Below are 23,881 nucleotides of genomic sequence, written 5' to 3' on the forward strand. Positions count from 1 at the left end.
CTCCGAGCGCTGAAAAATGGAACGCGGTCGCATTAATCAACAACATACTGAGTAGTATGCACTTGAACATCGCTTTGTCTAGTGGCATTTTCCTTACGAAATTTGCTAGGCTTGGTTGCCGCTTACCTACGCATAAATCGGAGTAGCAGATGGCTGACAGCCGCCGATCTAACCGCACGGACAGTACCGGGAATGTCGTGATCCTAGAAACCGCCGCCCAGTGTTTCATGGAACAAGGCTTTTCGACCACAAGCATTGATGATGTGGCGCGCAGGATGGGCTCCACCAAGGGGCGTATCTATCATTACTATTCTTCCAAGACGGATTTGTTCTTCGACGTGCACCGCGAAGGCATGGAACGACTGTTCAAGGCCGTTGAGCCGGTTATGACGCTGAATGGCTCAGGCCTGTACCGGCTTGAAGAGATGCTCACCGCTCACGCGCTTGCCATGATGAACAACGTCGCTTTCGAAGCTGTGGTGGTGCAAGGCGTTCACATGCACAAGCTCGCGGCGACCACACCTGACCAGCGCAGAACGCTCAACGAGCTGATCTCGATCAGACGCCGGTTTGAGGATTTGTTCAAGCAGGTCATTCGCGAAGGCATCGAGGACGGCAGCATTCGCCATGTCGACGTGTCGATAGCGGCCAAAGCAGTGCTCGGCGCCATCAACTGGCTGTCGATCTGGTATCAACCCAGAAGCGTCGATACCGACGCCGACAGGATTGCCCTGGCTAAAGAAATTGTGGGCATACAGATCAAAGGGCTGCATTCGTAGGAGACAACCGACCGCCTCCCACGAATGCGCCATCGATTGCTTTAAGAGCTGAACTGGCGAATTTCATTTCGTTGTGACAAAACGATCCAGTTTGCCGAGTGTCTCCGTCCCCAGCTCAATCGCTCCGAAGCCCTTGGCATCCTGGAATTCAGCCGCTGTGCTGAAGACCATTCCTAAGGTTACTTTCGTAAACCCGTCCTGATCCTCGAACGCGGCCCATGCATCGGCATGTTTCGGCCCGTTCTCACCCCACAAAAGCGTATAGCCCAGCCGTTCCTCCGGCCTGACCTCACAATAGCGGTGGTGGTTCGGATAGGCTGTGCCGTCCGGGCCGATCATGTCGAAAACCCATTCGCCGCCCTGACGAAGATCGATCCTCTTTGTGCGACACGAAAAACCTTCCGGCCCCCACCAAAGCGGCAACGTCTCGGGGTTCATCCATGCCTTCCAGACAACCGCTCGCGGCGCCCGTATGATTTTCTGCAACACCATGGTGCGCTCGGCGGCTTGTGCCAGATTGTCTAGACCCGCGCCGAAGCCTTCGCTATAGCCCGCCTCCATATTCCCGGCCAGCGAAGACAGCTGAACCGTCACCGCCACACTGCTGCGTTCCCCCTTATCGGCAAAGGTGGCCGTGACCAATGCTGCCGATTGCTTCACGCCTTCGCTGGAGATCACTTCGTAATTCACGCTGCGCAACGCGGGCTGCAATTCGAGCCAGCCACATTCGCAGCGAATGTCGGGCTGACCTTTCACCCTGCATAGCGAAACCTCGCGACCGCCGATCCGTGTGTCGGCTTCCAGAAATTCCACTTCGACGGCAGAGTTTGGCGCAGCCCAGACCGCGCGTGCGGCGGGTGCGGTCCACGCCTGCCACAGAACGGATACCGGCGCCGCCACGTTCCGCTCAAAGGTAAGCGTTGCAAAACGACTGTCACCTGCTGCTGCTACGCCCATGCTACCGGGCTTCTCAATCCGTGTCATTCTTGCGCTCCTCCATCACATTCATCACAAACGCATCCAGCCGATCCAGACGTGCTTCCCAAATGGCGCGCTGTTCATCCATCCAACTGCGCGCTGGCTCCATAGCTTCAGGGCGGATAGCGCAGGTACGTATTCGTCCATCCTTCGATGAGACGATCAAACCGGCCTCTTCCAGCACGGAAAGGTGTCGCATCACCGTCGGCAGGCGCAGCCCCGTCGGACCAGCCAATTCCGTCACCGCTGAGGGCCCACCGGCCAAACGGGTCAGGATCGACCGTCGTGTCGGGTCTGCCAACGCGTGGAACAATAATGAAAGATCTGGATCATGCTTAGCCATATTGCTAACTATTCAGATATCGGAACAATGCGCAAGAGAAAACTTAGCTGATTGGCAAAGTTTCTCTTGCGCTGTTTATTTGCGTCCCAGCTATGAGAAACAGCTAACCGCAATATGCACGACTGATTTTGCCGGTCGTGGCGTCTGTTTCGATAGTAATGCGCTCCTGCCTGAAATCCATCGTAACCGGATCGCCGGGCTTCACTTGGCGGACGATGGTTGCGCCTGTCAGCTGCATGGCGGCGGCGTCGGTAAGTCTATCCTTGCCAGCGAGGGTTTCTGCGACATCTTTTTTGCAAATTCCAGCCTGAGCTTTGGGCGCAGCCGGGACTTGTTCTTTTTGACATGCGGATACCGCAAGCACCAGCACCGCACCGGACAACAAAAATGAGCGACGCATGAAATCCATGATCAAGATATCCTTTCAGAACAAACCATCTGCCACCGGAATAGCGCTATTGCGAAACACCAGCAGCCCTATGACCGTTGATAATCTCGCTCAGATGACTGGAACCTGAACGCAGGACGATTTCCTGTTGGCGCAGCAAATCAGTATCGATATGTTTTGCCGGAATAGCGATCGGTATCAGGATGGAACTATGAACCTGCATAATGGAAGCATATGGGCGCGGTTCCGCTCTGCCTTGCTCCCATTTATCATATGGCTTCTGCTCAATTTTCTGGTGACCAGCGGCCTTGCAGTCTATCAGCGATCCGAATTGTTGTCCGAACTCCAGGCAGCCAGTTTCACGTTACATCGTGAAGCTTCTCAACGTGCGGTTCAGCATGATGCCCATTTGACTGCGCTTTCGACGATAGCCCAATCCAAGGTGCGAACTGCCGAACTCTCACAAGACGACGTGTTTCTCGAAGTCGCTACGACCATCACACGTTTCTATCCACGGATCGATGAAATTCAACTTGTGCCGATCGACCCGTCAGCGCCTGTCACCGGCACAAGAGAGCTGGAACCGGAGCTGACCGCAACCATACGAGCGGCGGCACTCTCATCGAGCGGCGTTCCGAAACTGATCACACCAGCGGCGCGTCCCGGGCATTACCTGATTATAAAGCGCAGCCCGAATAACGACGATCCCCACGATGGGCTGGCGCTATCGATCAATGCTGACGCCCTGATCAGCTCGGACGATGCATTCTGGCGCCGTAGCGGTGTTGCGCGCCGTCTTCTGATGCCGGATGGAACAATTCTTTTCAGCAACCCAGTATCATTTGGCGCAGCGCTCTTTTCCAAGCAATTGGGAAGCGCCTCTCAGCCGCTTCTTTTCGAAACCGCCATGAAGGTGGGATGGGCCGCTCTGCTGCCTCTGGACCAGTTGATCCCGATCCTCGTTCTCACAAACCTGCTTTTCTTCGGGGGGCTGGTCATCATTCGCCAAATCAAACGCACACGCCATGCGGAGCGTCGCGCAGAACTGAGCGGCCTTGAAGCCCGCCTGGCCCATGCATCGCGCGTCAACACGATGGGTGAAATGGCAAGCGGTATGGCGCATGAATTGACGCAGCCGCTGACGGCGCTTCTCGCTGGGGCGCAGGCCGGACGCCGCCTGTTGAGCCGCAACAACACAACGGCGCTTGCGAGTGCGCTTGACGATATGGTGGATCAGGCGCGCCGCGCTTCGGCCATTCTGGATCGGTTGCGCAACTGGTCGCGTCCGCAACGCAGGGAAAACATCAAAGCCGACCTGCGCCTTTCACTGCAAAATGTACAAACCTTGCTGGCCTCAGAAGCAAAACGGCAAAGTGTCGGGTTAGACCTTCTGATGCCTGAAAGCCCCTTGTTGGCCGCAGTAGACCCGGTGGAAATGGAGCAGGTAATGTTCAATCTTCTGCGCAATGCCATCGAGTCTTTTCGTGACACCGACGATGATCGTGATCGGCACGTAACAGCGTCGCTTAAAACGGAAGGAACCATGGCGGTTCTGGAGGTTCAGGATAACGGCCCAGGTGTCGCGCCCGAACTGCTGCCTCGCCTTTTCACGCCGTTTACGACAAACCGTCCCGAGGGAACCGGCCTTGGACTTGCGCTGAGCCAACGTCTGGTTGAACGCTTCGGCGGCGAGATTTCCTATATCCCACAGGAACACGGCGCGCTATTTCGCGTGGTGCTTCCGATGGCTGCCGACAGAGAAAGTTGAAATTAATGGTTCAGCCTGTTTACCTCGTCGATGACGATGCAGCAGTCAGAAAGGCCCTCAGCCTTCTGCTCTCGACCATAGATATCGAGGTTAAAACTTTTGCCGATCCGTCTGCATTTCTGGCGCAATTGCCACGACTGACGCCCGGATGCCTGATTTTCGACATTCGTATGCCGGTGATGACGGGCCTTAAACTGCAGGAAGTTTTGGCTGCGCAGGAAATCGACTGGCCTGTGATCATTATTTCCGGCCACGGCGATATCGAAGCCTGCCGCCGTGCTTTTCGCAATGGCGCTGTAGATTATCTATCCAAACCCGTCGATGAGCAGGACCTGATCGATGCGATCCAGAAAGCCCAGCAATTGCTGGACCACAAGCTGGGCAGCAAGGCGCTGAGAGCCGAAACACTTGCCTTGCTCGATATGTTGACAGCACGCGAGCGCGATGTGCTGGACCGTATTGCGCAAGGCTTCACCACCCGGCAGATTGCGGATGGTCTTGGATTATCTCCACGCACCATCGACAGTCACCGTGCAGCCATTGGCGTGAAACTGGGCACCACATCGCAAGCGGAAATGACTCGCCTGTGGCTCGAAGGAAGTGCAAATCCGTAGAACTACGGATAAGATCGCAAAGGCTACGGATTCAGTTTCAGGGCGGGCAGAGTTAGATCACACCCATCGAAACTGAGGAACGACCATGATCCGCAAACTTGCTATTATCGCTCTGTCGCTGGCTCCGGCTACCGCTTTCGCTCAGACCCTTCCCACGACGCCCTATCTGCCGCTCGATCTGGCAACCAAAGCCGCTCAGGCTGCACTCGATGCATGTGTCGCCAAGGGCAACAATGTGAGCGTCGCAGTTGTTGCGCGTGATGGATCGACGAAGGTGCTGCTGAAAGCCGATCTTTCCGGCCCGCACACTGGCAACAGCGCCACAGGAAAAGCGTTCACGGCGGCAGCTCTTGGCCGTGACTCCGGCGAACTCGCAGAATTTATCGCGTCGAAGCCAGCCAATAGCGGCATGCGGGATATGGATTCACGCTTCGTCATCCAGGCGGGCGGGCTGCCGATCAAGATCGGCGATGCGCTAGTGGGCGGAATTGGCGTCGGCGGCGCACCGTCGGGCGCAACGGATGCCGAATGTGCACTCGCCGGCATCCAGGCAATCGTTGCTAAATAAAGAACAGTCGGGGCCGCAGCTAAGCGGCCCTAATCTTTTCTGGCAGGTCAGCCACTGTTGCCTTGAAACGAGGTTCCTTTTCATAGATGAAGGCGGGATAATCCGCGCCTACGGACTCTGAACGGGAAACTTTGACGACTGTTACGATTTACCACAGTCCGAAATGTGGCACTTCTCGCAACACACTGGCTATGATCCGCGCCAGCGGAGAGGAGCCGGTCATCATCGAATATGTTCAAAATCCGCCTTCACGCGAACGACTGGCTGAATTGCTCACCGCAATGCAGATGACACCCCGCCAGCTCCTTCGGGAAAAAGGCACGCCCTATGCAGAATTGGACCTCTCCGATCCCAAATGGACGGATGATGAGCTGATCGATTTCATGATGGCGCATCCGATCCTGATCAATCGCCCGATCGTTGAAACGCCACTTGGCGCCAAACTCTGCCGTCCATCAGAACTGGTCCTCGATATTCTCGAAAGCCCGATTGCGTCCTTTACCAAGGAAGACGGCGAACAGATCACCTATCAAAGAAAATAACGGTCAACGTCGAACGTTGCTGAAGCCATGCCGGATTTGTGCGACATTTCACCCGAGCATCTTGATAAAAAAAGCCACTTTGGTACTAAAAGAAGGCCATTACACAATCAGGATGTGATCAAGAATTTTGATATGACGAATATTTTTCAAATCTTGCTCAATATTTCCAACGGTTTGAAGAATGTGTCGGCATTTCCTCTCATGATGGATGCCAGATCAGACGATGCCATCGGGTTGCTGCACACATAAGTTTGCAGCGACCCCGACACTCCCATCACTACGAAACACCTAGTTCGCACTGGCAGGGCCAGTCGTTCTTTTCAACGTTTGGGTTTTTGAATGGCTATCTGGACTGAGTTGGCGCGCGCCGGCAATGACGCTGGCGACGAAATATTGTTGCGACAAAGAGGCGATATCTATGAAATTCGATATAACGGGTTGGAATTGATGTCGAACGTCAATTTCCAATCGGAGATTGTTCTCGCTGAACGTTCACTGCGCTTCTTAAATCACACGCCCAAGAGAATTCTCATCGGTGGGCTTGGCATGGGTTTCACGCTTCGAGCAGCGCTCGATTTTGTTCCGCAGGACACGCAGATAACCGTGTGTGAACTCGTTCCTGAAATTGTCGAATGGAACCGTTCCGTCATCGGTCATCTGGCCGACCATCCAATTCGGGATCATCGTGTTGAACTTCAGGTTGGCGACGTCATGGAGACGTTACGACAGCGGCCTGCGGCATATGATTTGATTTTGATGGATACCGATAATGGTCCTGATTTTCTCGTAAGAGAACAGAACAATGCGATTTATTCTGGAAGCGGCCTCGCCGTCCTGGGAAGAGCTCTGATCCCGACAGGGGCGGCAAGTTTCTGGTCGGCAACCACATCGTCAAAGTTCGAGAGAATGCTTGATGCGGAACAGTGGAGCTGGAACCGTCACGATATATGCCTGATAGGTGGCAGAGCCGATGCATTTCATTATGTTTATTCTGTAAATCGAAGCGCAGAAACGGTTCTACAATCCCAAAAGAATAGCAGCCCGCGTCAACCAGTCAGTGCCTGACAACTCCATAGGGAGGAAGGCGGCTTACCGCTGTCTTCCTTTCATCATCTGCATATCTCGCACTGCTGCAAAGGCGAGGTCGGCGAGCGGCCCGGTCGCAAATTCTACTTCACATTATAATACGCTAGGCGTTCAGCGCATCGGATGCTAAATCCTCCATAGAAAGACATGACGACCACGGAAACTCGAGACGCAGCGATGATGAATCACGAATCCCATGACCCAGGCGGCAAGGTTCGCTTGAAGGTTAAACCGGAGATCAGAGGCGACGCAGTCTTTTCCGAATGCGGTCGATACCGTCGTCTTCTGACGCGCGAATGGGACGGTGGAGATAAAGACGGATATGTGCTCTGGATCGGCATGAACCCCAGCACTGCAGCCTATGATGTGGACGATCCAACGGTTTTCAAAGAGCAGAAGTTTACGCGCCGCTGGGGCTACAGCCGCTATGTAAAATGCAACGTGATGGATTATCGCGCCACGCATCCAAAAATGTTGCTGGAAGAAGGCGTTGTTCCTTGCACCGAGGAGAATGTTCAGACAATTCTCGAACAGGCCAAACATGCAGCAATCGTGGTGATGGCCTATGGATCACTGCACAAGAAGTTGGCGCATCATGGCGAGCTCATCACGAATGCGCTGCGCAACAACAATATTAAGCTCCATGCGCTGAAGATTACAAATAATGGCTCGCCCGGCCACCCGCTTTATTTGAAGGATACGAGCGAATTGATCGCTTATTGAAACACGAACGATGTTCGGCTGGACACAAAAAATATTATCGATCCGGGGAGCGGTTGATGCGCAAAACCGGCACCACAGACCAACGATAGAAAGACGGAAAATTGGCCAAGAACCCTCCCCGCAATCAGGCTGGTTTTGCAACGCGCGCGATCCATATCGGTCAGGAACCAGATCCTTTGACCGGAGCCGTGATCCCTCCGATCTACCATGCAACGACATATGTGCAGGACGGGATTGGAGCGAGCAAGGGTTTCGACTACACCCGCAGCGGCAATCCAACCCGAAATGGTCTGGAACGCTGCCTCGCAGACCTTGAAGGTGCAGAAGCCGCGTTCGTTTTTCCGAGCGGCCTTGCAGCAGCGGCGACATTAATTGAAGCGCTCCCGGCGGGATCCTCGATATTGGCGCATAACGATCTCTATGGCGGTGTCTATCGACTGCTTGCCGACGTCAAGCCGATCACGGCGGCGCATAATGTCAGTTTCGTGGATTTTTCCGACGAAGCCGCTCTTCGCCAGGCCGTCGCCGATCACAAGCCCGCTCTGCTCTGGTTTGAAACACCATCCAACCCAACACTGCGAATCGTTGATCTTTCTCTGGTCGCGGAACTCGGCAACAAGGTTGGCGCGATCACGGTTTGCGACAGCACCTTCTCCTCGCCAGCTGGCCAGCGCCCGATAGACTACGGAATTGATGTGGTCGTCCATTCGGCAACGAAAATGCTGAACGGGCATTCCGATCTTCTCGGCGGAGTGGTTGCGGTCTCTTCGAACGCTCCCGCCGGGCTTGCAGAACGCGTCAAATATTTGCAAAATGCGCTCGGTTCCGTGATGTCGCCGACCGATTGCGCTCTTTTGCATCGCTCGCTGAAAACCTTGGAAATTCGCAGCATCCGGCAATCGGAAACCGCGCTGAAGCTTGCAACTCATCTCGAACAAAGAGCTCAAGAACTGGGGCTGACCAAGGTAGTATATCCCGGTCTGGAAAGCCACCCGCAGCATAAACTGGCGGCGGATCAGATGATCAATTTCGGTTGCGTCATCTCCATAGAAGTCGCAGGTGACCTTGCACGCGTCGAACGCATCTTGACTTCGACCCGCTATTTCCACTTCGCTGTCAGCCTCGGAAGTGTGGAAAGCCTCATTCAGCATCCGTTTTCACTGACACATGCGGTTGTGCCAGAAGACCAGAAGAATGATCTGGGCATTGGCGCTCAGCTCATTCGCATCTCCATCGGTCTGGAAGACCCGGAAGATCTGGAAGCCGATCTTGTTCAGGCATTGATAAATAACCGCTGATCGATTTCGATCAGGAGCAAAGTGGCGAGGCCGGCCCCAGCAATCCGCCCGCCATTTTGCTTCACTGACAATTAAAACCCGCATCAGCGACTCTGTGGGTGCATCGCACCTGTCGGAACATTATTCCAGCGAGACTGTTGATCTACTCATCTTGCAGCGATGAGGATAGAGCAATGAAACAGTTCATTATCGCGATAGCTTTTGCAGTCGCCTCGACTGCAGCGTCTGCGCAAACACCCGGCATGCCGACCCAATCGGGTGGACAGGAACCTGAGGTGCCGGGAAACCCGCCGCCTTCGTCCAATCAGCAGCCTGCTGCACCAGAGAACGTACCCGTTCCTGAAAAAGCGCAACCACCAAAACATGATCGTAAAGACCGGATTGAGAAGCACACAAAGTGTGTGCCAGGTCAGGACGCGAAGAAATGCAGGGACGAACAGCGCGGTCGCAAGTAATCGGCTATCTGTCGTCATTCCTTTTGGAACAATCTCCGTATCGCGCGGTTTGGTAGGGCTATTTCGCTTCGCGTCTGTGCGTAGCGGACCAAGCACTCCATTCCAATGAGCGCATTGATGCCGGAGGAAAAGACATGCCCGCAAAATCGAAAGCACAGCAACAGGCCGCCGGGGCGGCCCTCGCCGCAAAACGCGGAGACAAAGCCAAAAGCAGTTTGCAAGGCGCGTCCAAGCAAATGGAAAAATCCATGAGCGAGACGGAACTCGAGAGAATGGCTTCCACCAAGCAAAAGGGAAAGCCGAAACACGCATCCAAGTCCTGAACGTCAACCTGCAAGAATTATCGGGACGATGAAACATTTAGCGGCCTGATGGGTTGGGCAGGCCTGTCGCTGTAACGGAGCGGCATCCACATCTGAAACACCAAAGGGAGAGTTGGAAATGGCCCGAACCAAGCAACGCACACTTGAGGACCTCTTTTACGATACGCTGAAAGATATCTACTATGCTGAGCGCAAGATATTGAAAGCCTTACCGAAAATGGCGCGCGCCGCCGAAGACGAAAAGCTCAAGAATGCTTTCATGAAACATTATGAGCAGACGGAAGGGCATGTCGAACGCTTGCAGCAATGTTTCGAAATTCTCGGAAAGCGCGCACAGGGAAAAACATGCGAAGCGATTGAGGGTATCATTGCCGAGGGCGAAGAGATTATGGATGAATTTTCCGAGACCCCCGCTCTGGATGCAGGCCTGATCTCTGCCGCGCAGGCGGTTGAGCACTATGAAATAACCCGATACGGCACCCTGAAGCGTTGGGCGCAAACATTGGGCTACAATGATGTGGCCAAGCTGCTCGATCAAACCTTGCAGGAAGAAGGCCAGACCGACAAGGACCTGACCCAGCTTGCTGAAACGTCAGCCAATCGTCACGCCGAAGCTGCCTGAGTTTAATGGACAGCTACGAGAAAATTTGCGTCGTCAGCCAGTCTTCCGACAGGCGGCATAATGTTGCCAGTGTCGAGGCCATCGCTGAACGGTTGGCGAAACTGACAGGAATCCGTCTCGGTTCCACTGTGCAGCATTTCGACGACGCAGTGCGGACATTCTTTGTGCCGACTTTCTCGCTTATCCGACAAAGCCACCCCGAACTCGATGCCGATCAGTTTTGGGGTGGCTGTGTGGATCAGGAATTCATGACGACCAAACTGGCGACACACCCCGCCTGGACCGAAGAAGACGCTCTGCCGACCGGCTGGATGCCCCAATTCGCGAAGGATCTGGAAGGTGCTGCCCTCTCCGGTTACTCCGTTTTCTCGCATGACCATGCTGCGCAAGCGGGTGCGTTTCTTCTCGACAAGCGAAAGATCCGATTGAAAGATCCCTATGCATCGGGCGGCAAAAAGCAAAGTGTCTTTCAAAACAACCACGAACTGGACCTGTTTCTTCAAACGCTTTCGGAAAGCGATATCGCTAGAGGAATGGTAATTGAGGAAGATATTGAAAACTCATCGACTTATTCGGTTGGGCAGGTCAGTCTTGCCGGTCTGACCATGAGCTATCTCGGTCGCCAATATACCGCGAGCGACCTCAATGGCGAGACCGTTTATGCGGGAAGTCGGCTCTATGTGGTACGCGGAGGCTGGGATGCATTGCGAATTCGACTGCGCATGCCTGTCGCCCATCGAATTATCGAAGGCGCGCAACGCTACGATACCGCAGCCGAACAGCATTTCGGCCTCGTCGCCTCGCGTAAAAACTATGACGTTCTGGTCGGACCCGTGACGGAAGACGGCTTTTGCTGCGGGGTGCTAGAGCAATCATGGCGAGTGGGCGGGGCTTCTCCCGCGGAAATGCTCGCTCTGGAGGCGATGACTGCGGACAGTTCCGTCAGCGCCTTGAAGGTTGTCGCACGCGAGACTTTCGGTGCAGAACCCCGGTTCGCAGCCGATGATTTTGTTGTGTATGCGGGCGAGGACGATATCGGCCAGCCGCTCCATAAATATGCACGAATAGAGAAACTCTATCATGATCCGTAATGCTACCACCATTGATGTAGACCAAGTCCAACTGGACGCCACGGTCATCTCACCGGACACAACCATTCCAGGCGTTTTGTTTCTCCACGGCTGGGCTGGCAATCAGGAACGCGATATCGAACGGGCTAAATCAATTTCGGAACTCGGTTGCGTTTGCCTGACATTCGACATGCGCGGTCACGGACATACAGTCACCAGCAACAAGACCGTAACGCGCGGAGAGAATCTCGATGATGTCATTGCCGCCTATGACCGGCTGGCAAGCCTGAAGATCGTAGAGGATGGTTCGATTGTCGTCGTCGGAAGCAGCTATGGCGGTTATCTGGCGACGCTATTGACGGAATTTCGGCCCGTCAGGTGGTTGGCTCTCAGAGCCCCTGCCCTTTATCGCGACAGTTATTGGCAATTGCCGAAAGCGCAACTTGATAGGGTTGATCTCCAATCCTATCGCTCGGCGTTGGTCGGAGCGGAGGAAAATCGGGCGCTCCGTCAGGCACGGGAGTTTCGCGGGGACGTCCTGCTCGTTGAGTCCGAACACGATACAATTGTACCCCATCCAACCATCGCCAGCTATCAAAGCGCTTTCATCCATTCTCATTCACTGACCCTGCGTATGCTGGATGGTGCAGACCACGCTCTTGAGGACGCTGTTCACCAGAAGACTTATAACCATCTTCTGACACGCTGGATCAGGGAAATGGTTCTCGGCGCCCGTTAGAATACAGCGTAAAACCAGAAACTTACGGCCATTATCCAACTCTTTTGGATCAAAACACAAGGCAGTGGAACATCCTAGCCTCTCGCTGGTTAGGACACCTCTCACGATGAAGGGAGGAATTCCATGAAAAGCTCAGTCCGATATCCAGCAGCCGTTGCTTTTGTTCTTATTGCCACCACTGCCTTCGCCCAAACGGCGCCCTCTGATGAGCCGCAAACCCCTGCGGTTACAACGCCAGGCGAGACCAATCCGAACGCACCCGTTCCGGGCAAGAACAGTTTCACCGAAGAGCAGGCAAAGCAGCGTTTCACCGACGCAGGTTACACCAACATCATGAACCTCAAACTGGGCGAAGATGGCATCTGGCGCGCCGAAGCGGCGCGTGATGGACAGCCCTTTAAAGTTCAACTCGACTTTCAGGGCAACGTAACCACGCAATAATAACGCAGCCCAAAACGAACGAAGGAGATGACAATGGTACATGTCACCGGTCTTTTCGATAATCATGACGAAGCGCTCGACGCTGTCAGGGCACTGCAAGAAGCAGGTATTTCAGCTGACGATATCAGCCTGATATCCAACAATACCAACGGCCAATATGCCGATGATGCTGTCAGAGAAGATCAATCCACCATCACAGGCGTGGAAACTGGCGCTGGTGTCGGGGCGGTAGCTGGCGGCGGAGCCGGACTGCTGACGGGGCTGGGACTGCTTGCAATTCCCGGTGTCGGGCCCGTCGTTGCCGGCGGTTGGCTCACAGTCACCCTCGTCGGGCTGGTCGGTGGTGCAGCTGCAGGCGGTGTTGCAGGAGGCATTGTCGGAGCGCTGATGGAAAGCGGCATTCCGGAGGAAGAAGCGCAAGCCTATTCCGAAGCGATCCGCCGGGGCAGCACGCTGGTCGTCGTTCGGTGCGACGAAGAAAACCGTCAAAAAGTGGAAGCGATTTTCGACGAGTGGGCGCGTGTGGACATCAGGAAACGGCGCAATGCTTATGTCGATGAAGGTTGGGAAGGATTCAGCGCTTCTGGCGCGCCATACACATCCGACCAGATCGAGCAAGAACGCCGCCGATGGACATAATTTAGAAGTGGAGCAGCCAGCATGAAGGAGGTTACTCCCAAGGATGCCCGGCAAGGCCGGAAGGGAAGCCGGATTTTCCTGATCCTTATTGTCAGTCTGGTGCTGGCGATGATTGTCTGGGCAGCGGTCGAATTTTACGGCCAGTTGACCCCCGGCAGGGGTTTCATGGATGACAACAGCAAGCCGCCCGCATCCACGGAATCGAAACCTCCTGCTTCTGCAACGGGGGCGCAATGACACGTCCGGCGACAAAAATTACGGAGGCTACCCTGGCCTCCGTTCGGCATGAAGCACTTAGCTGTAGGCGTTGCGAGCTATACAAAAATGCGACGCAAACAGTCTTTGGCGAAGGGCCGGTGGGAGCCGGTATCATGTTCGTTGCAGAACAGCCGGGAGATAAGGAGGATCAAGGCGGTCGCCCCTTGATCGGTCCGGCAGGGCAGATGTTTGAACGCTGCCTCGCGGAAGTAGGCCTTTCACGCGATCGTTGCTATCTCACCAACGCGGTCAAACATTTCCGACATATTCAGCGGGGCAAGAAAAGGCTCCATCAGCGCCCTTCTACCAGCCATATTGAGGCGTGTCGCTGGTGGCTCGAGCAGGAGATCGAACTGGTCCACCCGCAACTTATTGTGGCGCTGGGAGCGACCGCCGTGCAATCCCTGTCGGGAAAGCCAGTTCGGATAGCGGACATGCGCGGGCGCTTGCTCGCTTACGGTGAGCATATCCAATTGCTCGTCACCATCCACCCTTCCTACCTGCTGCGGCTACGAAGCCGACCGGATTTCGAGAAAGAACGCGCCTTGTTCCTCAAAGAGCTCGCGATGGCTGCGGATTTTGCCAATTAATCCGAACTCTGGACAAACGTGAAGTTTGTTACAACGACAGCACGGAACATCGGCGCGCCGGTCGGGTTAGGCTTATGTCACGCGCGACACAACAACCTTGGAAAGCATGAAACCCACCGGAAGGAAAGATAATGGCCCAGAGTCATACACCAAGCCATACCCAGGGTGGCACCCACGAACAACATGTCAAGGCTGGTCAGCAAAGCCATAAGAACGACGGCAAGCAGGCTAGCGGTGGCAATAATCAGCAGTCTTCCTCACGCGGCGGCTCACACGAGCAGCATGTGAAGGCGGGGCAGCAAAGCCACAAGAACTCGTGACAAAAAAGGGGCGGCATAAGCCGCCCCACACTCAAACCGAACCGTGGTTCGGAAAGGTCAGACTGATGTCTTGCCCCCTCCATTCCGACTACACGTTGGAACCGGACGAGCTTGTTGATATGATCCCGGCATTGCGCGCATTTGCGCGCACTTTTTATAGCCAACGGGAAGATGCCGAAGATCTCGTACAGGAAACGCTCGTTAAAGCCCTGGCAAACCGGGAGAAATATATCCCTTATTCCCCGCTGAAATCCTGGCTTTTCACCATTATGCGCAACACATTTTGCACCCGCATCCGGTTGCAAAAGCGAGAAGCGCCCGGTGTTGCCGAATGTATATCGCCGACCGCAAGCGTCGGTGCTTCACAGGAATATACGCTCGAAGCACATGATGTGCAGATCGCGCTTGAAACCTTGCCACAGAAATATCGCCGTGTGCTTTCGCTGGTGGTGCTGGAAGGTAAAAGCTATGAACGTACAGCTGAAATTTGCGCTTGTTCGATTGGTACAGTGAAAAGCCGTCTGCATCGCGCCCGCCATAAGCTGCACGATATCGTCGATGGTTGATGAAAGAAAAGCTGTCGAACTGCCTGTTCATAGCGTTTTGATTGAAGCGCAAAACCATCGCCCGATATCTTGCGTTTTGCCTTCGGACATGACTAACTAACTACTTGTTATGATAAGTCTAAATGATAGGGCCATGTATTCATTTTCGGGCAAGCGCATTCTCGTTTTCGAAGACAGTTTTCTTCTTTCGGAGGAAACCGGTCGCAAACTTGGTGCGATTGGTGCTGTAATTCTTGGCCCCGTCAACACCACCGAGCAAGCGCTCCATTTTCTCCAAAACGAAGAAGTCGACGCCGCTATACTTGATGTGGCGCTGGAGCCGGCAACTGTATTGCCGCTCGTCGATGCGCTTGAAACGCGATCAACGCCGTTCATTTTCGCCCTGTCCATGAATCCGGCGAGTGATAACAAGGGCTTTACCGGCTTCGTGCTGAGTAATCGTGACAATGATCTGTCGGTCATTGCCGAAGCTCTTTTTCGTCGTCGCGGTCTGGAACAGTAGTCCCGAACGTCACGGACACATTCTACGCCACATGATGGGAACACCGGAGGATTCCGGTGGTTAGATCCGAAGCGATAATAATGCTGAGGAAGGACAACCCGTTATGAATAAACAATATCCCGCCCCTCCCTTCGATACGCCGCATCAGGCCATGCCCGGCTTGACGGAAAAGATGAATCCCAAGCCTGATCATGGCGAAGAAAGCTACAAGGGTTCTGGCAAGCTGGAAGGACGAAAAGCCATCATCACGGGCGGCGATAGCGGGATCGGACGCGCGGTAGCTATCGCCTTTGCACGAGAAGGTGCTGATGTTCTGATCGCCTATCTTCAGGAAGAGGCCGATGCGCTTGAAACGCGGTCGCTGATCGAGGCAGAAGGCCGCAAGGCCGTTTTGATGAAATGCGATATTCAGCGTTCCCAGACCTGCCGGGAAATTGCAGAGCGCGCCGCCAAAGAATTTGGGCAGATCGATATCCTGGTCAATAATGCCGCGCATCAGGCCAGTTTTAACGCGTTGGAAGATATCAGCGATGAAGAATGGGATCTGACCTTCCGTGTGAACATCCACGCAATGTTCTATCTGACAAAGGCCGCCCTGCCTCATATGAAACCGGGATCCGCGATCATCAACACGGCTTCGATCAATTCGGATATGCCCAACCCAACCTTGCTGGCTTATGCAACGACAAAGGGCGCTATCCAGAATTTCACTGCTGGGCTTGCGCAATTGCTGGCTGAAAAAGGCATTCGCGCCAATGCGGTGGCGCCGGGTCCGGTATGGACGCCCCTGATCCCTTCCACATTGCCGGAAGAGGCTGTTGCATCATTCGGCAAACAGACGCCGATGAAACGACCCGCCCAACCTGCGGAACTTGCCTCCGCCTATGTCATGCTGGCAGATCCACTATCGAGCTATACGTCAGGCGCAACCATTGCAGTCACGGGCGGAAAGCCGATTCTCTAAAAGAAAGCGCCCGCTTTAAGCGGGCGCTTCAATCGGGAGGATCCGTCTGTAAAGAATGGGGCGAAGGCTGTGTTCCAGCATCGTCATCGGTGGAAGGATAAAATAGAGACCCTACCACCAGAAGCAACACCACACCGATGGCCAAGAGAAGGAGCGTTCTCATTTGTCTGGCACGCGTTGCGCGTAGAGCCAATGCTCCTTGTCATCGCGGTCCCTTAGACTGTCAGTGGCCTTCTGGTCCTTCGACTTTTCGGAATTCTTATCAGGCGTTGTTGATGTCTTTTTATGCTCTTGTCGGAGTTGCTTGGGGATGTGATAATCGTCCATCTCATTCTCCTTTGGACGAGTTTTCTGGGCTCAGACCGGCACCTAACCGACAAGCGCAGTTTATGTTCCCACAAAATTAGGCTCGATGATCGGTATCGAGGGACGCAATGAAGCTCATCAATTGCGGCTCGTCCACCAGCAGACCCGCCTCATCCGGCGAAAGCCATTTGCGCTGGCGCTGCTTCTGTTCTGGCCAACGGGCGTTTTCGCATTGAACATGCAACGGATAGACCCTCACCTTAACCGGGATGAAAACTCTTTTCAGGCGCTTCCAATACAGATAGTGGCCGATCGTAGAACGGCTGACTTTTCCTTCAATCCCCGCTTCTTCAAGGGCTTCAATACGTGCAGCGTCGGCGAGGCTGCGCTTTTTCATCGGCCAGCCTTTCGGCAAGGTGAAGCGATGCGTGCTGCGGGACGTGACCAGCATGATCTTAAGGTGGCCATTTTCAAACCGATAGGGAAGTGCTGCCGCCTGCTCCAGTTCGTGGCCACCCTTGGCCCGACGGATTCGCTTTTTCCATTTTCCACTAGCCATCGGCTCTCCTCCTGGAGCATCCCGAGGCATAACCGCAAAAATACGCTTCTGTTCCATTTGAAACAATAACGCCATTTCGTGGTTTGGGGTTCGAACATGTCAAAGGAGGAACCGGAAAATGCACGATGCCAAGCAGACCGAATGCATCGCCGCCTGTCTCGACTGCTATCGCACTTGTATCGAGATGGCTTCCAACCATTGTCTGGAACGTGGAGGCGCACATGTCGAACCAAAACATTTCAGAACCATGCTGGGCTGCGCCGAACTTTGTCGTACTGCGGCGCACGTGATGATGCTTAAGAGCCCCATCCGCAATGAGCTATGCAGGCTCTGCGCCCGGATATGCGACGACTGCGCGGAAAGCTGTCGCGCGCTGGATGGTATGGAAGAATGTGTGGCGGCTTGCGAACGCTGCGCCGCATCCTGCAGGGAGATGGCAAATCATCCTGTGGAATGAGCGGCCTCTACAGCGGCTTCTCCTGCGGTATCCAGTGGATCGCGTCGGGATTAATCCCCAGAAGCAACGCCACGGCTACCGCACGGGCCTTCAGTTCCTCGGTGAGAACTGTGGATCGGGAAAGCACCCAGAAATAGTTGCGGCTTGACCCGACGATGATCGCCCACTCGTAATTCTCATCAAGATCAACAATGTTATAACCGCCATAGAATGGGCCGAAGAAGGACACTTTCAACGCACCTTCGTCGGACGCGCCTACAAATTTTGCAGTACCGGTCGCACTTGTCGAACGGCCTTTCCATGGATCAAACCCGCTATTGACGACGCGGACGGTTCCATCAGCGTTCAGAGAATATTCCGCCGTTGTGCGCGTGAGACCGCGTTCGAAGCGGTTTTCAATACGGCCAAGCTCAAACCATTTTCCAAGATAGCGGGAAAGATCGAACGGTTTCACCGGCACAACGCCTTTGGGCACTTGCGGCGATGCTGCTCTTGCCAGAGCAAATCCCAGTGCTAACCCCGAAATTCCGAGCAGAAACTTGGCCGTTTTCATAATTGCGTCCTTCCTTGTCAGTTCACGACTAACCAGATGTGGGAGAAATAGTTCCGTTATTCAGGCATTCGCCATCAGCCATTTCAGCGTATTGCGTTCGGCTTTGCTCAGCCGAGGCGCCACAAGTCGGTTCGCTCCGGCGGCCTCCACTTCGCCAGCTAGCGTCCCCTGCTCCCAATGCTCGATAACGCCCGGATGAATATAGGCGCTGCGACAAACCGCCCGCGTATTGCCAAGCGATTGCGCGATACCGTCAATCACTTGATTGAGCGCGCGCTTTCTGGCCGCTTCGCTTTCAGGTAATTCCGTCGAGCAGAGTGCTTCAACTGCCTCTGCGGTCGCAGCCCAGGTGCGAAAATGCTTGGAGGTAAATTCTGCCCCCATGGCGTCTCGCAGATAATCGTTGATATCCTGCGAGCAAACGGCGTGCCGGGCTCCCTCGTCATCGATATATTGGAACATTTGCTGCCCCGGCAGCTCCTGTACTGACCGCACAATCCGTGCAATCCGCCTGTCGGACAGTTTCAGGTTCCAGCTCTTGCCCGACTTGCCCGTGAAAACCAGACGCAAGCCTGCTCCGTCGTCCTTGACATGGCGATTGCGCAAGGTGGTGATACCAAAACTGTTGTTCTCCCGCGCATAGTTGGGATTGCCAACGCGCAGCAACAGTCTATCCATCATCCAGATGACGGTTGCGACCACCTTTTCCTGACCGAGAGAACGTCGCCGCGTGTCTGCGTCGATCTTTTGCCGGAGACCGCTGAGCTTCTGACCGAAAGCCTGCAAGCTTGAAAACTTGCTCTGTCCGCGCTCTGCTATCCAAGCAGGATGATAGATATACTGCTTCCTGCCCCGTGCGTCGCGGCCTGTAGCCTGTATGTGGCCATACGGGTCGAGACATATCCAGACGTCGTTCCATGCGGGTGGAATGGCCAAGGCCGCTATCCGCACCTTTTCCCCCGCACTGACCGCATGTCGATGGCAATCGAGATAACGAAAGCCCGTGCCGCAACGAATGCGCTTTAGGCCCGGCTCGGTATCAGTGACATGGATCAGGCGATGCGGGATCGGCGATTTTTCGAGCAATGGTGCTTCCCCGAAATGGCTGTGGCGGAATCTCCTTCGCTGATAACCACCCAAACGCCTATCAGGTTCCAGCGCGGCCCTGAACCGGAACCTTCCAGCCTTCAATTGGTTATCCTCCACCTGAAAGGGGATGAAACGGTGCCGCACGCATTCTGGAAAGGCTATCTGAAACTGTCGCTCGTCACTTGTGCCGTCGAGTTGATGCCAGCGACCAGCGACAGCGAGAAAGTGCGCTTTCACACGCTCAACGCCAAAACAGGCAATCGGGTCATCAGCCGCTATGTCGATTCAGTGACGCACAAGCCTGTGCGCGATCAGGACGAGATCAAGGGCTTTGAGAAAGCGGAAGGCGACTATATCCTCCTTGAAGATGATGAGCTGGAAGCGGTGGCCCTCGAAAGCACACGCACCATCGATATCGATAAATTCGTAGAACGCGATAGCATCGGTTGGATCTGGTACGACAAGCCCCATTATCTCTCACCCGCTGACAAGGTTGGGCAAGAAGCCTTTGCCGTCATTCGGGAAGCGATGGACAAAAGCGGCGTCTGCGGCTTGGCGCGACTGGTGATGTACCGGCGCGAACGAGCCGTCCTTCTGGAGCCACGTGGACCAGGTATTGTCTTATGGACCTTGCATTTCGGCGATGAAGTGCGAAAACCTGAGGATTATTTTTCAAATATCGGGGGCGAAAAGCCCGATAAAAAGCTGTTTTCCATGGTTCGTAAGCTGATCAAGGATAAGACGGAAGACTGGAATCCGGATTTGCTGAAGGACCCGGTTCAGAGGAATCTGAAATCGATGATAGCCGCCAAGAAGAAGAAAACAAAAGCACCCGCAAAGGCCAAATCCAGCGCCACGCCCCCGCCGACCAGCGGCAATGTTATCAACATCATGGATGCTTTGCGCAAAAGTCTCGCCAACGAGAAAAAACAGCGCTAACTGCTTATTTTGGCGCGTTCTCTTACCACTTCGGCAAAGGTTTTGCCGCTTTGCGGAAATCCTCCCAAGGATCGTTCTTTAAAGCCGCAAGCCGCGTCGGCGTGTTCACTATGGTGAAATGGGTCGGACCGATTGCCGGGCTTACTTCATTCCATGCGAGCGGCATGGAAACCGCTGCACCCGGACGAGCGCGAGGCGAGTATGGCGCAACCGCAGTCATACCGCGTTGATTGCGCAAGTAATCAATGAGGATTTTGCCTTTGCGTTTGGCTTTGGAAATGGTTGATACGTAGCGATCAGGATTATCCGCCGCCATCTCGTCGGCGATTGCCTTGGTGAAAGCCTTCAGACTTTCCCAGTCGGCCTTCGGTTTTAACGGCACAACGACATGCAGCCCCTTGCCGCCCGACGTTTTTATAAAAGTGGTGAGGCCGTGTTTCTCGAGCCGCTCCTTTGTTTCAAAAGCGCCTTCGACGACGCGCTCCCAAGCGACACCGTCTCCGGGATCAAGATCCATCGTCAATATATCTGGCAGTTCCCAGTTTTTAGGGGTCGATCCCCATGGATGTATTTCCAGCGTGGCGGCCTGCACCAAACCGATCAGACCGTCGAAATCCTTGATTGCTATGTACGGTTCTTCATCCTTCTCAGACGGATCATCAACCTCGACAATATGTTCGTTCAGACCCTTCCAGGCATGTTTCTGGAAGAAGTGCTGACCATCTATGCCCGTCGGACAGCGCAGCAAAGCCAGTGGCCGATTGATGATAAACGGCTCAATGCGCGGCCAGACCTCGGCGTAATAATCCGCCAATCCCTGTTTGGTGATACCCTCTTTCGGCCAGTACACACGGTCCGGGTGGGTGAGCTTCACATCGGCTTCTTCGGGAGCTGCTTTTTCGGGCCGGGCTGGCATGGCACTTTTCTCCAAGATGACCTCCTTCGCGGCCTTGTCGTCCCGCAAGCCGCGGAAAGACGCGTGGCGCAATCTCCTGTCTGCGGTCCATGCGCGAAACTCGATCTCTGCGACGAGCTGCGGTTTGACGAATATCGCGCCGCGCTTTTCTTCAGCTGTCAGCGTCGTGGCAAAGGGGCTTTTCTCCTGACGCATCGCGTTGAGCTTTTTATAAAGATCTTTGGCCAGTTTGACCGAAAATCCGGTTCCGACCCTCCCGACCGAAACGAGACCTCTCTTTTCCTGAACGCCCAGCAACAACGAACCGATGGCATCGCGCGTTGCGCTGGAAGGTACAAAGCCCGCAATGACAAATTCCTGTCGTCCGATGCATTTCGATTTGCGCCAGTCTTTGCTGCGTCCCGAACTATAAAGGCCCTCGCTCAGCTTCGAGACGATGCCTTCCAGCCCCAGACCGCAGGCATTGTTCAACACAGCTTCTCCGTCGGCATCAAAAGCCTCGCTATAGCGTAATGTGGCCATCGAAGGGGAGATAAGCTTTGCCAGCAGCGCCTTGCGCTCGACCAACGGCACTTGACGCAAATCGCGGCCATTAAGATAGAGGAGATCAAAGAGATAATAGGCGAAGCGATCCGAACGCCCCTCGCTCAAATCGCTTTGCAACGCGGAAAAATCCGACAAGCCCGCGCCGCTTTCCACCACAATTTCTCCATCCAAAATGGCATTGTCGACGCCGGTCGCCAGAATATCTTTTGTGATCGCTTGGCCGAATTTTTCGGTCCAATCCAGCCCACTGCGCGAATAAAGCACGACATTGCCGTTTAAAACGTGCGCTTGAATACGATAGCCATCAAACTTGATTTCGTGAATCCAGCGGCTCCCTTCTGGAGCAGCGGATACCAACGTCGCCAATTGCGGTTCGATGAACTGCGGCATCGCAGCCTTTTTGGCGAGCTTCGGCAGAGGTTGCGCCTTTTCTTTGGCAACGCGGGTTTTAGCGATAGGCCCGGTTTTGGATGACCAGCCCGGCGCTTCATCTTCCACCTCGGCAATAACCCGCCCGGTTTTTACCGATTGCGGTTCTTCCTCGAGAATATCCGGATCGTTTGCCTCCCGCGCAAACTCATCCTCCCCCTTTATGAGCAGCCAGTTTTCGCGCTTTTCACCGGGCTTTCCATGCATTCGAAAGAGATGCCAACGGCCCTTGAGCTTTTCGCCATCCAGTTCGAATTCCATGTGCCCCTTATTGTACTGTTTGTGTGGATCGCCGATTGGCTTCCACTGCCCATTGTCCCAGACAATGACTGTGCCGCCGCCATATTCGCCCTTGGGGATTGTGCCTTCAAAACCGGCATATTCGAGAGGATGATCCTCCACATGGACAGCCAGACGCTTTTCACCGGGCACCAGACTTGGTCCACGCGTGACCGCCCAGCTTTTCAACACGCCGTCCATTTCGAGCCTGAAATCATAGTGCAACCGGCGCGCGTCGTGTTTCTGCACCACAAAAAGGTCGCCCTTGCTCCGCCCCGCCTTGCCGCGCGGCTCTTTCGTCAGGCTGAAGTCGCGTTTCTTGTTATAGGTTTCAAGCGGCTGTCCCATCATCCGGCCTTTCGGGGCTTCGCTTTGCTTGTCGCAGTTTTCGCCGGTTTTTTCTTCGGCGCGCTCATGGCTGCGCTCTTACGCAAGGCTTCCTTCAGATCGATCACGTCAGCAGTCTTTGGAGCGGCAGGCTTTTTGAGCGGCTTGCCTTCGATCTTCGCTTTTATCAGCTCGGCAAGCGCCGCGTCATAACGGTCGTCGAAGCTTGAGGGATCGAAACGGCCCATCTTGGTGTCGATGATATGCTTAGCCAGATCGAGCATTTCCCGGTCGAATTTGAATGCTTCGAGATTTGAAAAAGCTTCGTTCGCAGGACGAACTTCATAATCAAAATTAAGCGTCGTTGCGATCAATCCATCGCCCTCCGCGCGGATGAGAATTTTGCGCGCGCGGCGGAAAAGCACCGCCTCTGCGACCGCCGCAACGTTTTCGGCTTTCATACCGTCGCGAAAAAGCGAGAAGACCTCGTCATCATCAACAGGCGCCAGATAATAGGGGCGATCCAGATAAACATCATCGATATCACCATATTTGACAAAATGAGTGATATTCAACGTTTTGTTGCTGTCCGGGATGGCCGACTGGATTTCATCATCATCGAAACTCACATAACGACCGGAAGAGATTTCATATCCCTTGATCTGTTCTTCGCGCGGAACAGGTTTGCCTGTATCGCTGTCGACAAATTCGCGGCTGAGACGATTGCCCGTTTTGCGATTGACCAGATGGAACGAAACCCGCTCGGAGGTTGATACCGCCGTATAAAGACCGACAGGCATCAAAAGCTGCTCGACTTTCAGCTGGCCTTTCCAGTTTGCGCGGATAGCCATGGCTTCCTCATTCCGTGTCAGATTACCTGTTCGGGTAAACTCGCAGAACCGCGA

Annotated in this window: 32 protein-coding genes; 23 read left to right on the forward strand and 9 right to left on the reverse strand. The window is 54.5% G+C overall.

Going from position 1 to position 23,881, the window contains the following annotated elements:
* Positions 1-149: 149 nt before the first annotated feature.
* Entirely contained in the window at positions 150-779 is a 630-nt protein-coding gene (locus tag ABWW11_RS12780; protein ID WP_109365918.1) for a TetR/AcrR family transcriptional regulator, read from the forward strand.
* A gap of 63 nt (positions 780-842) precedes the next feature.
* On the opposite strand, the gene ABWW11_RS12785 is transcribed toward ABWW11_RS12780, so the two are convergent.
* The 3 genes from ABWW11_RS12785 to ABWW11_RS12795 form a co-directional block, all read right to left on the reverse strand.
* The gene (locus ABWW11_RS12785) at positions 843-1,763 is read right to left on the reverse strand and encodes an SRPBCC family protein (protein WP_109365917.1); all 921 of its coding nucleotides are present in this window, start codon (positions 1,761-1,763) and stop codon (positions 843-845) included.
* Entirely contained in the window at positions 1,750-2,100 is a 351-nt protein-coding gene (locus ABWW11_RS12790; protein WP_109365916.1) for an ArsR/SmtB family transcription factor, read from the reverse strand. The genes ABWW11_RS12785 and ABWW11_RS12790 overlap by 14 nt, the downstream gene beginning before the upstream one ends.
* A 103-nt stretch (positions 2,101-2,203) precedes the next feature.
* A complete protein-coding gene (locus tag ABWW11_RS12795) occupies positions 2,204-2,509 on the reverse strand; it encodes an I78 family peptidase inhibitor (RefSeq protein WP_244597037.1) in 306 nt (101 codons plus the stop codon).
* A gap of 190 nt (positions 2,510-2,699) precedes the next feature.
* Between ABWW11_RS12795 and ABWW11_RS12800 the strand changes: the two genes are divergently transcribed.
* The 20 genes from ABWW11_RS12800 to ABWW11_RS12895 all read left to right on the forward strand — a co-directional run bounded on the left by ABWW11_RS12800 (position 2,700) and on the right by ABWW11_RS12895 (position 16,576).
* On the forward strand, positions 2,700-4,256 hold the full coding sequence (locus ABWW11_RS12800) for a sensor histidine kinase (protein ID WP_109365915.1): 1,557 nt from the start codon (positions 2,700-2,702) through the stop codon (positions 4,254-4,256).
* 5 nt (positions 4,257-4,261) lie between these two features.
* On the forward strand, positions 4,262-4,870 hold the full coding sequence (locus tag ABWW11_RS12805) for a response regulator transcription factor (protein ID WP_109365914.1): 609 nt from the start codon (positions 4,262-4,264) through the stop codon (positions 4,868-4,870).
* An 85-nt stretch (positions 4,871-4,955) separates the two neighbouring features.
* Positions 4,956-5,438, forward strand: a complete 483-nt coding sequence (locus ABWW11_RS12810) for a GlcG/HbpS family heme-binding protein (RefSeq protein WP_109365913.1) — start codon at positions 4,956-4,958, stop codon at positions 5,436-5,438.
* Between the two features lie 131 nt (positions 5,439-5,569).
* The gene (gene arsC, locus ABWW11_RS12815) at positions 5,570-5,980 is read left to right on the forward strand and encodes an arsenate reductase (glutaredoxin) (RefSeq protein WP_109365912.1); all 411 of its coding nucleotides are present in this window, start codon (positions 5,570-5,572) and stop codon (positions 5,978-5,980) included.
* A gap of 339 nt (positions 5,981-6,319) precedes the next feature.
* Positions 6,320-7,045, forward strand: a complete 726-nt coding sequence (locus ABWW11_RS12820) for a spermine/spermidine synthase domain-containing protein (RefSeq protein WP_109365911.1) — start codon at positions 6,320-6,322, stop codon at positions 7,043-7,045.
* A 168-nt stretch (positions 7,046-7,213) separates the two neighbouring features.
* A complete protein-coding gene (locus ABWW11_RS12825) occupies positions 7,214-7,789 on the forward strand; it encodes a DUF1643 domain-containing protein (protein ID WP_235892044.1) in 576 nt (191 codons plus the stop codon).
* A gap of 101 nt (positions 7,790-7,890) precedes the next feature.
* Positions 7,891-9,087, forward strand: a complete 1,197-nt coding sequence (locus tag ABWW11_RS12830; protein WP_109365910.1) for a trans-sulfuration enzyme family protein — start codon at positions 7,891-7,893, stop codon at positions 9,085-9,087.
* 173 nt (positions 9,088-9,260) lie between these two features.
* On the forward strand, positions 9,261-9,542 hold the full coding sequence (locus ABWW11_RS12835; protein WP_140025695.1) for a hypothetical protein: 282 nt from the start codon (positions 9,261-9,263) through the stop codon (positions 9,540-9,542).
* A gap of 134 nt (positions 9,543-9,676) precedes the next feature.
* Complete coding sequence (locus tag ABWW11_RS12840; protein ID WP_109365909.1) at positions 9,677-9,865, forward strand: DUF3008 family protein; 189 nt, start codon at positions 9,677-9,679, stop codon at positions 9,863-9,865.
* Positions 9,866-9,983: 118 nt separating this feature from the next.
* On the forward strand, positions 9,984-10,487 hold the full coding sequence (locus ABWW11_RS12845) for a YciE/YciF ferroxidase family protein (protein ID WP_109365908.1): 504 nt from the start codon (positions 9,984-9,986) through the stop codon (positions 10,485-10,487).
* Between the two features lie 5 nt (positions 10,488-10,492).
* On the forward strand, positions 10,493-11,578 hold the full coding sequence (locus tag ABWW11_RS12850) for a DUF3182 family protein (protein ID WP_109365907.1): 1,086 nt from the start codon (positions 10,493-10,495) through the stop codon (positions 11,576-11,578).
* Positions 11,568-12,296: an alpha/beta hydrolase family protein gene (locus ABWW11_RS12855; RefSeq protein WP_109365906.1), complete on the forward strand. Its 729-nt coding sequence runs from the start codon at positions 11,568-11,570 to the stop codon at positions 12,294-12,296. The genes ABWW11_RS12850 and ABWW11_RS12855 overlap by 11 nt, the downstream gene beginning before the upstream one ends.
* 123 nt (positions 12,297-12,419) lie before the next feature.
* Positions 12,420-12,737, forward strand: coding sequence for a PepSY domain-containing protein (locus ABWW11_RS12860; protein ID WP_109365905.1), 318 nt, complete (start codon positions 12,420-12,422; stop codon positions 12,735-12,737).
* 33 nt (positions 12,738-12,770) lie between these two features.
* Positions 12,771-13,376 (forward strand): hypothetical protein, encoded by a 606-nt coding sequence (locus ABWW11_RS12865; protein WP_109365904.1) that lies wholly within the window; start codon positions 12,771-12,773, stop codon positions 13,374-13,376.
* 21 nt (positions 13,377-13,397) lie between these two features.
* Complete coding sequence (locus tag ABWW11_RS12870; RefSeq protein ID WP_109365903.1) at positions 13,398-13,613, forward strand: hypothetical protein; 216 nt, start codon at positions 13,398-13,400, stop codon at positions 13,611-13,613.
* On the forward strand, positions 13,610-14,224 hold the full coding sequence (locus ABWW11_RS12875; protein WP_109365902.1) for a UdgX family uracil-DNA binding protein: 615 nt from the start codon (positions 13,610-13,612) through the stop codon (positions 14,222-14,224). Before ABWW11_RS12870 ends, ABWW11_RS12875 begins: the two co-directional genes overlap by 4 nt.
* 131 nt (positions 14,225-14,355) lie before the next feature.
* Entirely contained in the window at positions 14,356-14,544 is a 189-nt protein-coding gene (locus tag ABWW11_RS12880; RefSeq protein ID WP_109365901.1) for a hypothetical protein, read from the forward strand.
* A 65-nt stretch (positions 14,545-14,609) separates the two neighbouring features.
* A complete protein-coding gene (locus tag ABWW11_RS12885) occupies positions 14,610-15,110 on the forward strand; it encodes a sigma-70 family RNA polymerase sigma factor (protein WP_109365900.1) in 501 nt (166 codons plus the stop codon).
* A gap of 133 nt (positions 15,111-15,243) precedes the next feature.
* The gene (locus tag ABWW11_RS12890; RefSeq protein WP_235859007.1) at positions 15,244-15,612 is read left to right on the forward strand and encodes a response regulator; all 369 of its coding nucleotides are present in this window, start codon (positions 15,244-15,246) and stop codon (positions 15,610-15,612) included.
* A gap of 103 nt (positions 15,613-15,715) precedes the next feature.
* Positions 15,716-16,576, forward strand: coding sequence for an SDR family oxidoreductase (locus ABWW11_RS12895; protein ID WP_109365898.1), 861 nt, complete (start codon positions 15,716-15,718; stop codon positions 16,574-16,576).
* 159 nt (positions 16,577-16,735) lie between these two features.
* Here the strand turns inward: ABWW11_RS12895 and ABWW11_RS12900 are convergent, their stop codons facing one another.
* The gene (locus ABWW11_RS12900; protein ID WP_181375970.1) at positions 16,736-16,903 is read right to left on the reverse strand and encodes a hypothetical protein; all 168 of its coding nucleotides are present in this window, start codon (positions 16,901-16,903) and stop codon (positions 16,736-16,738) included.
* 76 nt (positions 16,904-16,979) lie between these two features.
* Positions 16,980-17,498: an NUDIX hydrolase gene (locus tag ABWW11_RS12905; protein WP_244597036.1), complete on the reverse strand. Its 519-nt coding sequence runs from the start codon at positions 17,496-17,498 to the stop codon at positions 16,980-16,982.
* A 61-nt stretch (positions 17,499-17,559) separates the two neighbouring features.
* Between ABWW11_RS12905 and ABWW11_RS12910 the strand changes: the two genes are divergently transcribed.
* A complete protein-coding gene (locus ABWW11_RS12910) occupies positions 17,560-17,898 on the forward strand; it encodes a four-helix bundle copper-binding protein (RefSeq protein ID WP_109365896.1) in 339 nt (112 codons plus the stop codon).
* Positions 17,899-17,905: 7 nt separating this feature from the next.
* Here ABWW11_RS12910 and ABWW11_RS12915 read toward each other — a convergent pair whose 3' ends face one another.
* Positions 17,906-18,451, reverse strand: coding sequence for a lipocalin family protein (locus tag ABWW11_RS12915; protein ID WP_109365895.1), 546 nt, complete (start codon positions 18,449-18,451; stop codon positions 17,906-17,908).
* Between the two features lie 60 nt (positions 18,452-18,511).
* Positions 18,512-19,537: a DNA topoisomerase IB gene (locus tag ABWW11_RS12920; RefSeq protein WP_109365894.1), complete on the reverse strand. Its 1,026-nt coding sequence runs from the start codon at positions 19,535-19,537 to the stop codon at positions 18,512-18,514.
* Positions 19,538-19,675: 138 nt separating this feature from the next.
* Between ABWW11_RS12920 and ku (ABWW11_RS12925) the strand changes: the two genes are divergently transcribed.
* On the forward strand, positions 19,676-20,479 hold the full coding sequence (gene ku / locus ABWW11_RS12925; protein ID WP_109366411.1) for a non-homologous end joining protein Ku: 804 nt from the start codon (positions 19,676-19,678) through the stop codon (positions 20,477-20,479).
* Between the two features lie 22 nt (positions 20,480-20,501).
* Here the strand turns inward: ku (ABWW11_RS12925) and ligD are convergent, their stop codons facing one another.
* The gene (gene ligD / locus ABWW11_RS12930; RefSeq protein ID WP_109366410.1) at positions 20,502-22,997 is read right to left on the reverse strand and encodes a DNA ligase D; all 2,496 of its coding nucleotides are present in this window, start codon (positions 22,995-22,997) and stop codon (positions 20,502-20,504) included.
* The gene (gene ku, locus ABWW11_RS12935) at positions 22,997-23,827 is read right to left on the reverse strand and encodes a non-homologous end joining protein Ku (RefSeq protein ID WP_109365893.1); all 831 of its coding nucleotides are present in this window, start codon (positions 23,825-23,827) and stop codon (positions 22,997-22,999) included. Before ku (ABWW11_RS12935) ends, ligD begins: the two co-directional genes overlap by 1 nt.
* Between the last annotated feature and the right edge of the window lie 54 nt (positions 23,828-23,881).

Origin of the sequence: Brucella sp. NBRC 113783, assembly GCF_040372265.1 — a bacterium.
Lineage (GTDB): Bacteria > Pseudomonadota > Alphaproteobacteria > Rhizobiales > Rhizobiaceae > Brucella > Brucella teleogrylli.